Annotated in this window: 13 protein-coding genes and 1 pseudogene; 2 read left to right on the forward strand and 12 right to left on the reverse strand. The window is 65.3% G+C overall.

All coding sequences use genetic code 11. The features are described from left to right. Positions 1 to 387, forward strand: a 387-nt coding sequence (locus tag QMC81_06485; protein ID MDI6907115.1) for a hypothetical protein, incomplete at its 5' end; no start/stop codon positions are given. Between the two features lie 411 nt (positions 388 to 798). Here the strand turns inward: QMC81_06485 and QMC81_06490 are convergent. From QMC81_06490 to QMC81_06515, 6 genes and pseudogenes are all read right to left on the reverse strand, one after another. After that, positions 799 to 1044: a hypothetical protein gene (locus QMC81_06490; protein MDI6907116.1), complete on the reverse strand. Its 246-nt coding sequence runs from the start codon at positions 1042 to 1044 to the stop codon at positions 799 to 801. A gap of 172 nt (positions 1045 to 1216) precedes the next feature. Beyond that, positions 1217 to 2014: pseudogene (locus tag QMC81_06495) on the reverse strand (hypothetical protein). A 135-nt stretch (positions 2015 to 2149) separates the two neighbouring features. After that, positions 2150 to 3874 carry a thiol reductant ABC exporter subunit CydC gene (cydC, locus tag QMC81_06500; protein ID MDI6907117.1) on the reverse strand — a complete coding sequence of 575 codons (1725 nt, stop codon included), beginning with the start codon at positions 3872 to 3874 and terminating at the stop codon, positions 2150 to 2152. After that, the gene (gene cydD, locus QMC81_06505) at positions 3871 to 5601 is read right to left on the reverse strand and encodes a thiol reductant ABC exporter subunit CydD (GenBank protein ID MDI6907118.1); all 1731 of its coding nucleotides are present in this window, start codon (positions 5599 to 5601) and stop codon (positions 3871 to 3873) included. Before cydD ends, cydC begins: the two co-directional genes overlap by 4 nt. 43 nt (positions 5602 to 5644) lie before the next feature. Further along, the gene (gene cydB, locus QMC81_06510; protein MDI6907119.1) at positions 5645 to 6649 is read right to left on the reverse strand and encodes a cytochrome d ubiquinol oxidase subunit II; all 1005 of its coding nucleotides are present in this window, start codon (positions 6647 to 6649) and stop codon (positions 5645 to 5647) included. Continuing rightward, the gene (locus QMC81_06515) at positions 6640 to 8025 is read right to left on the reverse strand and encodes a cytochrome ubiquinol oxidase subunit I (protein MDI6907120.1); all 1386 of its coding nucleotides are present in this window, start codon (positions 8023 to 8025) and stop codon (positions 6640 to 6642) included. Before QMC81_06515 ends, cydB begins: the two co-directional genes overlap by 10 nt. A gap of 241 nt (positions 8026 to 8266) precedes the next feature. On the opposite strand from QMC81_06515, the gene QMC81_06520 reads away from it, so the two are divergent. Next, positions 8267 to 8764, forward strand: a complete 498-nt coding sequence (locus QMC81_06520) for an Rrf2 family transcriptional regulator (GenBank protein MDI6907121.1) — start codon at positions 8267 to 8269, stop codon at positions 8762 to 8764. On the opposite strand, the gene trpA is transcribed toward QMC81_06520, so the two are convergent. From trpA to QMC81_06550, 6 genes are read right to left on the reverse strand one after another with little or no spacing between them, the layout of a single operon-like run. Next, positions 8730 to 9530 carry a tryptophan synthase subunit alpha gene (trpA, locus tag QMC81_06525; protein MDI6907122.1) on the reverse strand — a complete coding sequence of 267 codons (801 nt, stop codon included), beginning with the start codon at positions 9528 to 9530 and terminating at the stop codon, positions 8730 to 8732. The two genes, QMC81_06520 and trpA, sit on opposite strands and share 35 nt — an antisense overlap. A gap of 36 nt (positions 9531 to 9566) precedes the next feature. After that, a complete protein-coding gene (trpB, locus tag QMC81_06530) occupies positions 9567 to 10763 on the reverse strand; it encodes a tryptophan synthase subunit beta (protein ID MDI6907123.1) in 1197 nt (398 codons plus the stop codon). Next, a complete protein-coding gene (locus QMC81_06535; GenBank protein ID MDI6907124.1) occupies positions 10764 to 11375 on the reverse strand; it encodes a phosphoribosylanthranilate isomerase in 612 nt (203 codons plus the stop codon). It lies immediately after the preceding gene. A 3-nt stretch (positions 11376 to 11378) separates the two neighbouring features. Beyond that, on the reverse strand, positions 11379 to 12155 hold the full coding sequence (gene trpC, locus QMC81_06540; protein ID MDI6907125.1) for an indole-3-glycerol phosphate synthase TrpC: 777 nt from the start codon (positions 12153 to 12155) through the stop codon (positions 11379 to 11381). After that, on the reverse strand, positions 12130 to 13170 hold the full coding sequence (trpD, locus tag QMC81_06545) for an anthranilate phosphoribosyltransferase (GenBank protein MDI6907126.1): 1041 nt from the start codon (positions 13168 to 13170) through the stop codon (positions 12130 to 12132). Before trpD ends, trpC begins: the two co-directional genes overlap by 26 nt. After that, positions 13133 to 13750: an aminodeoxychorismate/anthranilate synthase component II gene (locus tag QMC81_06550; protein ID MDI6907127.1), complete on the reverse strand. Its 618-nt coding sequence runs from the start codon at positions 13748 to 13750 to the stop codon at positions 13133 to 13135. The genes trpD and QMC81_06550 overlap by 38 nt, the downstream gene beginning before the upstream one ends. Positions 13751 to 13752: the final 2 nt, after the last annotated feature.

The raw sequence follows: 13752 nt of genomic DNA on the forward strand, positions 1-13752 counted from the left end.
TTATGGGTCGCTGCTGCTTATGTCTGGCCGGTGGTTGTTCCAATGTCTTGGCCTTCTCGTGAAGTGAACCTGCTCATTGAAGTTGCTCTGATCATTGGAATGTACGTTATGCTAGCTGTGCTCGTACTTAGGTCAAGTCGTAAGATCCTTGTCTATTTTCTAGGTCTGGTGATGAATGGGTTGCTGTGTTTTGCAGCGTTTTTGGCATTCGCCATCACCGACACAGGGGGGGCCTGTATAAACCCCATGGTGCTCTTGTGGATACTTAGCACACTGCTTTCCTCGATAGTGTACACCATAATTGTCTGTGCCTTTCTGGCTGTGGCGAACTACATGAATAAGAGGAAACTCGCGAGAGAGCTTACATCCGAAGACAAACGTGACTGAGCAATCAAAGATTGACCACCAGATCCAGATGGCTGAAGAGGAGATGCTTAAAGCAAGAACAATGAGGTGGACCCCATTGTCAAGACACATTTTTGACGAAGTTTAAGGTGGGTTTCCTCCTTCCCTAGTGGTTAATCATGGTAGTTATCCTGATTTGAGATGCTTCGTCAACTCCCATTGATGGGGATGCCTGGAAGACTTGGCTTGATCCCTTTGGCTGTCTCAAAGTACACTTCGGCCGGAGTCTGGTAGTCCAGCGCCTGATGTACGCGTCGGTGATTGTAGAAGTCCAAGTAGTTGCTAATGCCCAGGCGCGCCTCTTGCGGCCCAGTATCCACCACCTGGACTCTCTCCACGTAGGAAACCATCGTTGCACGTAAGTAACCTCCCAAAAAGGAACAGCCTAAGATGCTACCTCCGCAGAGTGATCCGGACCAGCAGCCTTAAAGCGTAACCAAGGACTCCACCAAGTAGTGCTGGAAAGAGGAATACGAATACCAATTCCTCTACTACAGGATCGATGTCCAGCCTCTCCTGGAAGTTATCAAATATATAGCTCTCCCAATAAAACGGGGCGATCAAGTAGATTTTTTCCCACCAAGGGATGTAAACAAAGGGCGAAATCAGAGCGACGATGGTGGAAACAAAGCTGTACAAAACTCCTCCTAGTATCCACCACCTGGACTCTCTCCATGTAGGAAACCATCGACTCACGTGACAAGACCTCCGAATCCACGAGTATTACTGCTTATACATTATAGTGAGCAGTATATTCCGAAAACGTCAATAGTGTAGGGGGTGGCCAGCGCGGCCACCCCCTTTAGAATTATCAATGAGTAGAATCGTACAGTTGTCCGTCGTCAACACAAACAGTGTTCTCTCCCTGGTCGTGTGGAACATACACAAGTACTGACCCGAAAGACTCGCCGCCTTTCCCGTCGGTCGCAACGAACGTGATCTTGTACACTCGTCCGTTGCCGTCTCCTGAACGCTCCGCTCGGACTGAAGCCTTGTCCGTTCCTACCCCAGCCCCATCCGGCCTGGTGTTTCCCGAACCTTTGTCATCCACCGGCTCATCCTGAGTAATGCCGGTTATGGTTACTGTTACCGGATCACCGTCAGGGTCGACAACATTAAGGATGTTGATGTCCACCATCTTGTGATTGGCGGGCCAAAGCCTGGAGATGCTGGGTGTGGCTCCGGTGCAGTCGGGCGGTCTGTTATCCGTGGGCGGATTTGTTATTGCCCCAATGGCATCCTGAATCGCTTGCACCACTTCACTGGCGGTAGCGGCTGAAAAAACGTGACCCTCCGTTCGCTGGGCCAAGCGAGAGAAGGACTCGTAAGTTTCAGAGTCATTGCCGATGACAATACTATAGATGATTGCCGGGTCAACAGATTCGGCCGTTGCTACCACTGAGTCCTCGGTATAGCCGGTAAACGGCTCGGGAGCGTGAGGCGGCGCGTCACCCATTAGGATGACTATCTTTTCGACCCCATCTCTCCAGGACCCGAGGTTCTCAGTAAGGATTGCTCTTGTGAGTGCTGAATAAACCGATTCTTTCCAGTCCGCCCCACCGGATGCCGACAAACTGTTCAATGCGGAAATAATGGTGGTCTTGTTCGTTGAGAAGGGAAGAACGGCGCGATACGTATAGTCAGACGATCAGGTTCCTGAGGGCGCACAGGAAGTCCTCCGAAGCCCAGCCGGGGCGGGGTAAACCCGCGCCGGCACGGCTGCGCCCATACGCGCGTCGGGCGGTTAAAACCGGGTCTGCAGCTCCCACATTTGCCGGTAGAGGCCGCCTTGGCGGAGGAGTTCCTCGTGCCGTCCCCGCTCGACGACCCGGCCCCTGTCGAGCACCAGGATCTCGTCCGCCAGGTTCAGGCCCGCCAGCCGGTGGGTGATCAGGAGCGTGGTCCGCCCGGCCGTCAGGCGGCGGACGGTCTCCATCACCTCCCGCTCGGTCACCGCGTCCAGGGAGGCGGTGGGCTCGTCGAGCAGGAGAACGGGCGCGTCCTTCAGTATGGCCCGCGCGATCGCCAGGCGCTGGCGCTGGCCCCCCGAAAGCTTCAGGCCCCTGTCGCCCACACAGGTGTCGTAGCCCAGCGGAAGGCCTTCAATGAAGTCGTGGATCCGGGCGGCCCGGGTCGCCGCGACGATCTCCTCTTCACCGGCCCCCGGCCGGGCGATCAGGAGGTTTTCCCGGATGGTGGCGTTAAAGAGGTAGGTCTGTTGGGTGACCACGCTGATCAGGCTCCGCAGGTCCTCCGGGTCGTAAGCCTTCAGTTCATGTCCACCGAGCCGGACCGATCCCTCTTCATAATCCCAAAAACGCAGCAGGATCCTGACCAGGGTGCTCTTGCCGGCCCCGCTGGGGCCGACAATGGCCAGCGCGCGCCCCTGCGGTAGAGCGAAACAGAGCCCGTCAATGATCCACGGTTCGTCCCCGCCGTAACGGAAGCGAAGGTTGTCGACGCGGATGTCGAACCTTAAGGGCCCGGGCGCGGGGGAGGGGGGAGCCGCGACCGCGGGGACGGCGTCGGTTACGGCGAACAGTCTTTTGGCCGCCGCCAGGCTTGACTCCAGGTGATGGAAGACCAGCGGCAGGGACTGGACGGCCTCAAAGCTGCTTGCGGCCGCAAGGGCAAGCATGGCCAGGTGGACGCCCTCGATCCGGCCGTCTGCCACCAGAGGGATCGCCAGTACCAGGACGGTCCACATCGCCAGGTGCGTCAGCAGGCCGACCAGGGCACCGGAAAGACTTCCCAAAGCGGCCGCCCGCCCCTGAAGCGCCACCAGGCTCCCGCTCAGCCGGTCAACCTGCTCCTGTTGCCGCCCGGCCTGGTTGAAGGCAATGATCTCGGGCATACCCTGGACGGTGTCCACCAGGCGGGCGATCAGCGCCGCCCGGGTTTCCACCGCCCGCCGGCCCAGCCCCCGGCCCAGGGCCGTAATGCCCAGGGGCGCCGCCACCCCCGCGGCCACAAAGAAGCCCAGCAGGGCCACGGCCAGGCGCAGGTCAAACCAGGCCAGGAAAAGGAAGGTCCCCAGCAGAACCATCAGGGCCACCAGGGGAGGCGCCAGGACCCGCAGGTAGAACTGCTCCAGCGTTTCCACGTCCGCCACGATGCGGCCGGCCAGGTCACCGCTCCGCAGATCGACCAGCCGGGCCGGCGCCAGGGGTTCCAGCGCCCGGTAAAACCGGACGCGCAGCCGGCTGAGCACCCGGAAGGTGGCGTCGTGGGAGACGTAGCGTTCCAGGTAACGAAACACGGCCCGGGAAATGCCGAAAAAGCGTACCCCGACGATGGCCTGCATCAGGTCCAGCACGGGGGGATGCAGCGCCGCGCCGGCGATGAGGAAGGCGGAGGTGGCCATCAGCCCGATGCCGCTGCCCACGGTCAGAAAGCCCAGCAAGGTCGCCAGGAGCATAGCCTTCCAGTGGGGGGCGATCAAGCCGAGCAGGCGAAGGAAGACTTTCATGCCGGACCTCCGTATGCCGCGACCAGGCGGCGGTAAACCCCGTGCTGTTCCATAAGTTCCGCGTGCCGCCCCGCCTCCGCCACCCGGCCCCGGTCGAGGACGAGAATGCGGTCGGCGCGGCGAACGGTGTTCAGCCGGTGGGCGATGACCAGCACCGTACGGCCTTGTGCCAGCCGTTCCAGCGCTTCGAGGACGCCGCTCTCGGTGGCCGGGTCCAGGCCGGCCGTCCCCTCGTCCAGGATCAACACGGGGGCGTCTCTCAGGAAAGCCCGGGCGACGGCCAGGCGCTGGGCCTGCCCGCCGCTCAGGCGCAGCCCCCCTTCGCCGACGGGAGTGTCGTACCCCCGGGGAAGCTCGGCGATGAACCGGTGGGCGCCTGCCTCTTCGGCCGCCTTCCTGACTTCCTCCGCGGAGGCGCCGGGACGGCCGAGGCGGATATTGTCCGACACCGTGCCGTAGAAGATGTAGGGGTCCTGGGGGACCAGGGCGACGCGGGCGCGCCACTCTTCCGCGGGGATCTCCGAGAGGGGGAGGCCGTTGACGGTGATGCGGCCGCGGTCGGGCTCGAGAAAGCGCAGCAGCAGGTGCGCCACGGTGCTCTTGCCGGCCCCGCTGGGGCCGACCAGGGCCACCCGTTCCCCCGGCGAAACGCCAAAGGAAACGCCCTGCAGCGCCGGTCTTGCCCCGCCTTCATAGGCGTAATGCACATCCTGGAAACGGATCTCGATACCGCCCTTGGGTACGGGGGCCCCGTTTCCTGCCGCCGCCGTCGGAGGCGCCGGGGTCTCCAGGATGGCGAAGATGCGCCCGGCGGCGCTCACCCCCGCCATGCCGGCGTGGAACCCGCCGCCGAGGAGCCGCAGGGGCAGGTAGAACTCAGGGGCCAGGAGCAGGATGAAGAAGGCCTCCTCGAAGGGCATCCGGGCGTACACCAGCCTGATGCCCACCGTGACCGCCACCAGCGCGGTGCTGATGGTAGCCACGAACTCCAGCACCAGGGCCGAGAGGAAGGCCACCCGCAGGATCCCCAGGGTGGCCCCCCGGAAGTCGTCGCTCACCCGCCCGATGATCTCCGCCTGGGCTTTGCTCCGGCCGAATACCTTGAGGGTGGTGAGGCCCTGGATGACGTCCAGGAAGTGCGCGCTCATCCGGCTCAGGGTTTCCCACTGGCGCCGGCTGAGGGCCTCGGCCCACTTGCCGATAAGGACCATAAAGAGCGGAATCAGGGGCGCGGTAAGAAGCATAATCAGCCCGGAAACAGGGTCTAGGGGGAAGACGAAACCCAGGACGGCGAGCGGGGAGAGGGCGGCCAGGGCGAGCTGGGGCAGGTAGCGGGAAAAGAAGGCGTCCACGGCCTCGACGCCCTCGCCCAGGACGTTTACCAGTTCGCCGGCCCGCTCCTCCCTGGCGTAGGCAGGCCCGAGGGCCAGGAGGTGGGCCAAAAGCCGCCGTCGCAGGGAGTGCTTGATCCGGGCCGCGCAGCCGTGGGCCGCGGTTTCGCCCGCCCAGGCCAGCACGGCCCGGAGGACGATCACCCCGAGCAGGACCGACAGCAGGGGCCGGACGGCCGCCGGGCCCTCTCCCCCGAGGAAAACGCGGTCCACGATGCGCGCCAGGCACCCCGCCTGCAGGACGGCCAGCAGGCCGTACGCCGTCCCCAGACCGACGGCCAGGGCCAGAAGAAACCGGACCTGCCGCGCCTCCCTCACCAGACGCCTGTCAATCATCCAATCACCGCCGCGTTTCCGTCCCGGCCCCCGCCGGCTCCGCTCAGTACTCCAGGTCCCTTACCGTCACCCGCCGGCGGAAGACCCAGTAGGTCCATGCCTGGTAGGCGAGCACGACGGGAACGAGGGTCAGGGCGACGATGGTCATGACCTTCAGGGTGTAAGGGCTGGACGAGGCGTTGTAGACCGTGAGGCTCCATTCCGGGTTGAGGCTCGATACCATCACCCGCGGGAAGAGCCCGGCAAACAGGGCCGCGGTGGCCAGGACGATGGCCAGGCCGTTGGCGGCGAAGGCCTGCGCGTACCTGCGGCCGCGGACAAACCAGGCCGCCAGGAGCAACGCCGCGGCGGCCGCCCAGAAGACGAACGCGGGGCCCGGCTTGGCCGGGAGGTCGGTCTGGCCGTAGCTGAGCACGACCAGGAGGAGCAGGCTCGGGACGGCCGCGGCCGCGGCCAGCGAGGCCGCCCGGCGGGCGCGCTCCAGCACGTGGCCCTCGGTCTTGAGGCTGAGGAACAGGGCTCCGTGGAGCGTGAAGAGCGACAGCGTCGTCAGCCCGCCGACCAGGGTGTAGGGGGACAGGAGGTCCCAGAAGCCGCCCACGTACTGCATGGCGGCGTTGACCGGCACTCCCCGGACAAGGTTGGTCAGGGCCACACCCCAGAGCAGGGCGGGCAGCGCGCTTCCCAGGAAGATCATCCAATCCCAGAACCGGCGCCACCCGGGCTGGTCCGTCTTGCTGCGGAACTCGAAGGCGACTCCGCGCATGATCAGGGCGACGAGAATCAGAAACAGCGCCAGGTAAAATCCGCTGAAGAGGGTGGCGTACCAGTGGGGAAAGGCGGCGAAGATCGCCCCGCCGGCCGTCAGCAGCCAGACCTCGTTCCCGTCCCAGAACGGGCCGATCGTGTTGACGGCGACACGCCGTTCAACATCGTTCTTCCCGACGAAGGGCAGCAGGGTACCGACGCCGTAGTCAAAGCCCTCCAGGAAGAAGAAACCGGCGAACAGGACGGTGATGAGCAGGAACCAGAGAACATTTAGGTCCATAACGACACCTCCCTCGGGGCGCCCGGCGGTACGGGCGTCGTCTCAGCCTCGGGACCCTGCTTGACGAACCTGGCGAGGAGGTACACGTCCACCACCGCCAGGACCCCGTAGATCAAAGTGAAGGAGAGCAGGGTGGCGAGAACGGCGCCGGCGGAAACCGACGGGGAAACGGCCTCCTGCACCCGCTGCAGCCCGTAGACGATCCAGGGCTGGCGGCCGACCTCGGCCATGAACCAGCCGGCGGTGTTGGCGATATAGGGAACGGGGATGCTCCACAGCAGAGCCTTCAGCACCCAGGTCCTGGCCTCCAGCCGGCCCTTGCGCCACAGGTACAGGCTGTACAGGGTGATGAAGGCCATCCACAGCCCGCAGAGGACCATCAGGCGGAAACTCCAGTAGACGGAGGTCACCGGCGGGATGTAGTTGCCGGGCCCGTAACGCGACTCGAACCCGGCCTGCAGTTCTTTGATGCCTTTGACCTCGCCGCTGAGGGAGTTGTGGGCGAGAAGACTCCCGAAGGCCGGGATCTGGATCTCAAAGGGGTTGGCTTGCTGTTTTTCGTCAATCAGCGCCACCGGGCTGAAGGGCGCCGGATCCGCGCTCTCCCAGAGCGCCTCCGCCGCAGCCATCTTCATCGGCTGGGAGTGGACAAGGTGCTGCCCCTGGAAGTGCCCGATAACGCCGACCAGGAGGACGGCGGCCACGCCCACCGTCAGGCCGAGCCGGAAAGAGCGGCGGAAAACGTCGGGGTGGCTCTTCCGCAACAGGTGGTAAGCGCTGATGCCCATCATGAAGAAGGCGGCGGTGATGAAACCGGCCAGGACGGTGTGCGGGAACTGGTACCACACGTGGGGATTCCCCAGCAGGGCGAAGAAGTCGGTCATTTCCGCCCGGCCGTTACGGATGGCGTAACCCACGGGTTCCTGCATAAAGGAATTGGCCACCAGGATCCAGAAGGCCGAAAGGTTGGAAGCGAAAGCCACGAGCCAGATCGTCGCGGCGTGCAAAGCTTTGGGCAGTTTATCCCATCCGAAGATCCATATGCCCAGAAAAGTGGATTCAAGGAAAAAAGCGGCCAGGGCCTCGATCGCCAGTGGGGCTCCGAAGACGTCACCGACGAAGCGTGAGTATTCGGACCAGTTCATGCCGAAGTGGAACTCCTGTACGATTCCGGTGACGACGCCCATGGCGAAGTTGATCAGAAAGAGCTTCCCCCAGAAGCGGGCCATCTTCTTATAGACTTCGTCCCCGGTCCGCACGTAGATGGTCTCCATAACGGCGACCAGGACCGAGAGCCCCAGGGTCAGCGGAACGAACAGAAAGTGGTAGCTCGAGGTTACCGCGAACTGCAACCGCGCCAGCAGGAGCGCTTCCACAGTCTCTCCCCTCCCTTAACCTTTTTCGTCGTGTTTGTGTCGCTTTCTCCCCGGCCTGTAGAAGAACTATCCCTCCTTCCACGCGGTGATGGCGTTGCTGCAGAAATAGCAGTATCTTTAGAGAGAAAAGACGTTTATAATGTATACTATCAGAGTATACTTTTGTTGTGTTTTAATATATTCCAAGCGGCTCTCAATGTCAATAGTGCAGGGGAGTTTTCCCAGAGGGGTGGAGGAAGGAATGATACTGAACCGGGCCACCGACTACGCCTTCCGGGCGGTCCTGTACCTGTCGCTGTTACCTGCGGGGCAGGTGGTGGAGGGCAAAACAATCAGTGAAGACGAACGTATACCGATGCGTTTTGTGCTTAAAATCCTGCGCACCCTTAGTCAGGCCGGCATTGTGCGGTCCCACCGGGGAGTGAAGGGCGGTTACTCCCTGGCGCGGCCGCCGGCCGAGATAACCATGCTGGATGTCATCGAAGCGATGGAGGGCCCGGTAAGGCTTAACCGTTGCCTGATATCCCCCGAGGAGTGCAACAAGAGGTTTACCTCCAAATGCCCCGTTCACCGGGCCCTTTACGCCGCGCAGCAGGCCTTGAGGGATCAGTTCCGGCGCTACAACTTTGAGATGCTGGCCGCGCCGCTGCGGCAACCCGGCGCCCCCGCCGCGCCGCCGTCCGGTTCCCCGCCGGACAAGCTGCCTACCGGATCCGGTCCCTCGGCAGGGCGGCCTTGAGTTCCCGCGTTAGACCGGCCACGCGGGCTGTCATGTCCGGCCCGCCCCCGGCCACCTCCCGGACGATGGCCGTGCCCACCACGATCCCGTCGGCCAGGGTCCCGACCTCCGCGGCCTGGGCCGGCGTGGCGACCCCGAAGCCGACCACGACAGGCACGGAACAGGCCTGCCTCGCCCTGGCGGCGAGTCCGCGGACCTCTTCAGGCCGCTGCCGCGCCCCGGTAACCCCTGTCACCGCGACACAATACAGGAAACCGCGCGCCGATGCGGCTATGCGCCGCAGACGGGCTGGTGTCGAGGTGGGAGCGGCCAGGGGAATGAGGGCCAGTCCTTCCCGGTCGGCCGCGGCCAGGAGCGGGCCGGCTTCCTCGACGGGCAGGTCCGGGACGATCAGCCCGTCGGCGCCGGCGGCGGCCGCCTCCCGGGCGAAACGGTCAAGGCCGGACTGGTAGATGGGGTTGTAGTAGCTCATCAGGACCAGCGGCAGCTCGACATCCTCCCGCAGAGCGCGTACCGTTTCCAGAATGCCGCGCAGGGTCACGCCCCCGTCCAGGGCCCGCTGGGAAGCCTGCTGGATCACGGGACCGTCGGCGACCGGCTCGGAGAACGGGACCCCGAGTTCAATGATGTCCGCTCCCGCCCCGGCCATGGCCCGCACCAGGGCGGCGGTGGTTTCCAGGTCGGGGTCCCCGGCGGTGATGAACGTGATCAGCGCCTTCTCGCCCCGTTCCCGAAGCCCGTTGAATGTTGCTTCAATACGGCGCATCCTAAACCCTCCGTATCAGGTCATGTGCTCTGTGCCTTACGGTTTACTTCCCGCGTCCGTTGAGATCACCCGACGGACGGTCTCAACGTCTTTGTCGCCCCGGCCGGAGAGGTTGACCAGGATCACCTTGTCCGGGTCGAGTTCGGCGGCCAGACGGACGGCCTCCGCCAGGGCGTGGGCGCTCTCCAGGGCGGGGATGATCCCTTCGGTGCGGCTCAAGAGACTGAAGGCTTTGAGGGCCTCGGCGTCGGTCGCCGAGGTGTAGGTCACGCGGCCCGTGTCCTTCAGGTAGCTGTGCTCCGGCCCCACGCCGGGGTAGTCCAGGCCGGCCGAGATGGAGTGGGCGATGAGGATTTGCCCGTCCCCGTCCTGAAGTGCGTAGCTCAGGGAGCCGTGGAGCACCCCCGGCCGGCCGGCGGCGAGGGTCGCCGCGTGCGCCCCCGTGTCCAGCCCGTGCCCGGCGGCCTCGACGCCCACCAGCCGCACGTCGTCGTCCAGGAAGGCGGAGAAGACGCCCATGGCGTTGCTCCCGCCCCCGACGCAGGCCATGACGTAATCCGGCAGGCGCCCGAGGGCGGCGAGGGACTGCTCCCGCGCTTCCCGCCCGATGACGGCCTGGAAGTCGCGGACGATCATCGGGTAAGGGTGTGGGCCGGCGACCGAGCCGATCAGGTAGTGGGTGTCCCGGACGGTGGCCACCCAGTCGCGCAGGGCCTCGTTCATGGCGTCCTTCAGGGTGCGGCTGCCGGTGGTCACCGGGATGACGCGGGCGCCGAGGAGTTCCATGCGGAAGACGTTGAGGGCCTGCCGGCGCATGTCCTCCTCGCCCATGAAAATGTCGCAGGCCATGTCGAAGAGGGCCGCCGTGGTGGCCGTGGCCACCCCGTGCTGACCGGCGCCGGTCTCGGCGATCAGGCGGCGCTTGCCCATGCGCCGGGCGAGCAGGGCCTGCCCGATGGTGTTGTTGATCTTGTGCGCCCCGGTGTGGTTCAGGTCCTCCCGTTTGAGGTAGATCCGGGCGCCGCCGACGTGCCCGGTCAGGTGGCGGGCGTAATAGAACGGGCTCGGGCGCCCTATGTACTCTCTCCCGTAGTGTTCGATCTCGGCCGCAAAGGCCGGGTCGTTGCGGGCTTCCTTGTAGGCCGCCTCCAGCTCTTCCAGGGCGGGCATCAGGGTCTCGGGGACGAACCGGCCCCCGTAAGGGCCGTAGTAGCCGCGCTCATTAGGGAGCATTTAACACGTCCCTCCTTTAGCGTTGCGGATAAAGGCCCGGATTTGGTCGTGATCTTTGGCGCCGCCGGTTTCCACCCCCGAGGATACGTCCACGGCCCAGGGGCGGACGGCGGCGATGGCCGCGGCGACGTTCTGCGGCGTCAGGCCCCCGGCCAGAATCAAAGGGCGGCGCCAGTGCAGATCCCGGAGCTTCTCCCAGTCCAGGGCGTGTCCCGTGCCCCCCGCCCGGCCGGGGACGAAGGCGTCCACCAGGACGGCCTGAACATTGTAGCGTTGAATGCCGGCCAGGTCCTCCGGGCCGCGGAAACGCAGAGCTTTAATAACCGGGCGGTCGAACGAGGCGCAGTAGTCCGGGGGCTCGTCGCCGTGGAACTGGAGCGCCTGCAGGCGGCAGCGGGCGGCGACGGCCCGCACCGTTTCCGCGGGGGCGTTGACGAAGACGCCGACCGTGCAGACGAAGGGGGGCAACCCGGCGATAATCGCCCGGGCCGCCTCCGGCTCGATATAGCGAGGGCTGGGGGCAAAGACGAACCCCAGCGCGTCGGCGCCGGCTTCCACGGCGGCCCGCGCCGAGGCCTCGTCCCGCAGGCCGCAGATCTTCACCCGGACCATCCTTTATGCCTCCATCCCGCTAAGCTTGCGAACAGCGGCCGCGATGTCCGGGGAGGCCATCAGGGCCTGCCCGACCAGGACGGCGTCCGCGCCTGCGCGGGCGGCCGCCAGTGCCTGCTCCCGCGTGGCGATCCCGCTGGCGGCGACCAGGGTGATGTCCCGGGGAACCAGGGGGGCGAGGCGGGGGAAGGTTCCGGGGTCGCACCGCATTGTCTTCAGGTTGCGGTTGTTGACGGCCAGCAGTGTCGCCCCTACGTCCAAGGCCTGCGACAGTTCCCGCTCATCGTGGACCTCGACCAGGGCCTCTATTTCCAGGGAGCGCGCCACTTCCAGCAGTTCGCGCAGGCCGCCGGCGTCCAGGGCGGCGACGATGAGCAGGACCGCGTCCGCTCCCAGAGCCCGGGACTCGTAGACCTGGTAGGGACTGATGATGAAATCCTTCCGCAGGACGGGCAGGCCGGCGGCTTCACTGACGGCAGGCAGGTGGCTCGGGTGCCCCCGGAAAAAGGGCGTGTCGGTCAGCACCGATACAGCCGCCGCACCGTTTTCCTCGTAGATGCGCGCCACGGCCGCGGGGTCGCCCACGGGGCGGATCGACCCCGCGGAAGGGGATGCCCATTTGATCTCGGCGATCAGCGCCGGAGCGGGTCTTTGCCGCAAGGCGGCGGCAAAGGGCCGGGGCGGGCGCGGGCGCTTTTGCTGCAACAGATTCTCCAGGGGATGACTGATTTCCCTTTCGGCGACCTCGAGCCGCTTATGCGCCAGGATTTCCGCAAGCACCTTGAAGCCCTCCCGTGAAAGCGATAAACTCCTCCATCTTGGCCATCGCGGCTCCGCTGTCAATGGCCCCGGCGGCCAGGCCGACGGCGTGCGCCAGGTCCTCCGCGGCGCCGGCCGCCAGCAGGGCCAGGGCGGCGTTAAAGACCACGGTGTCGCGCCGCGGTCCGGTTTCTCCGGCCAGGACGCGGCGCGTGATCGCGGCGTTGGCGGCCGGGTCCCCGCCCACGAGCGCTTCCAGCGGAGCCGGGGCGAAGCCCAGTTCGGCCGGGTCAATGACGCGGTACGCCACTTCGTCCCCTACGACCTCCCAGACCTGGGCCGGGCCCACGGAGGAGACTTCGTCAAGCCCCCCGGCCCCATGTACCACAAAGGCGTGATCGGTGCCGAGGCGGGCCAGGACCTGGGCGACCAGGGCCGCCGCTTCAGGGCTGTAAACGCCGAGGACCTGCGCCTGGGGGCAGGCGGGGTTGGTCAACGGGCCCAAAATGTTGAAAACGGTGCGGATACCGATTTCCCGCCGGGGCCCGGCGGCATGGCGCATGGCATGGTGCAGGCGGGGGGCGAACAAAAACGCCAGCCCGACCTCGTCGAGACAACGTCCCAGTTCCCGGGCGTCCAGCTCCAGGTCGGCGCCCAGGGCGCGCAGGAGGTCGGCGCTCCCGCAGCGGCTGGAGACCGAGACGTTGCCGTGCTTCGCCACGGGAACCCCCGCCGCCGCCACGACAAAGGCGGCTGTGGTGGAAATGTTGAAGGTGTGCCGGCCGTCGCCCCCGGTGCCGCAGGTGTCGACGACGAAGGGACGGCCGGTGTGGACGGGGGTGGCGTGGCGGCGCATTGACCGGGCAAACCCGGCCACCTCGTCCGGGGTTTCCCCTTTTAAACGCAGGGCGGCGAGCAGGGCGCCCACCTGGGCCGCCGTGGCCTCCCCGGACATGATCTGGGTCATCACCTCCTCGGCCTCCTGCTGGCTGAGGTCCTCACCGGCGATAATCCTGGCTATGGCTTCCTTGATCATCTCGTCTCCTCCCATCTCCACTGTGCAAGAAGTTATTCAGAAGCTGTTTGCCGCCCTCGGTAAGAATGGACTCCGGGTGGAACTGGACCCCTTCAACGGCGAACTCCCGGTGTCTCAAGCCCATGATCAGCCCGTCGGGGGCGCGGGCGCTGACTTCCAGGCAGGCCGGCAGGGAAGACTCCTCCACGACGAGCGAATGGTAGCGGGTTGCCGTAAACGGGTTCGACAGGCCGTGAAACACGGTGCGGCCGTCGTGCGAAATCAACGAGGTCTTGCCATGGGCCGGGGCCGGGGCGCGCACGACCCGTCCCCCGAAGGCCTGCCCGATCGCCTGGTGGCCGAGGCACACGCCCAGGATCGGAACCCGCCCGGCCATCTTGCGGATCAAGTCGAGGCAGATGCCCGCCGTCGACGGAGAGCCCGGGCCCGGGGAGAGGACGATGCGGGACGGCGCCAGCTTCCTGACCTCGGCGAGGTCGAGGCTGTCGTTGCGCCGGACGACGACCTCCGCCCCCAGGCCGCGGATGTAGTCGACCAGGTTGTAGGTAAAAGAATCGTAGTTGTCGATCATCAGCAGCACGG

This window comes from Thermoanaerobacterales bacterium (assembly GCA_030019475.1).
Classification (GTDB): domain Bacteria; phylum Bacillota; class Desulfotomaculia; order Desulfotomaculales; family JASEER01; genus JASEER01.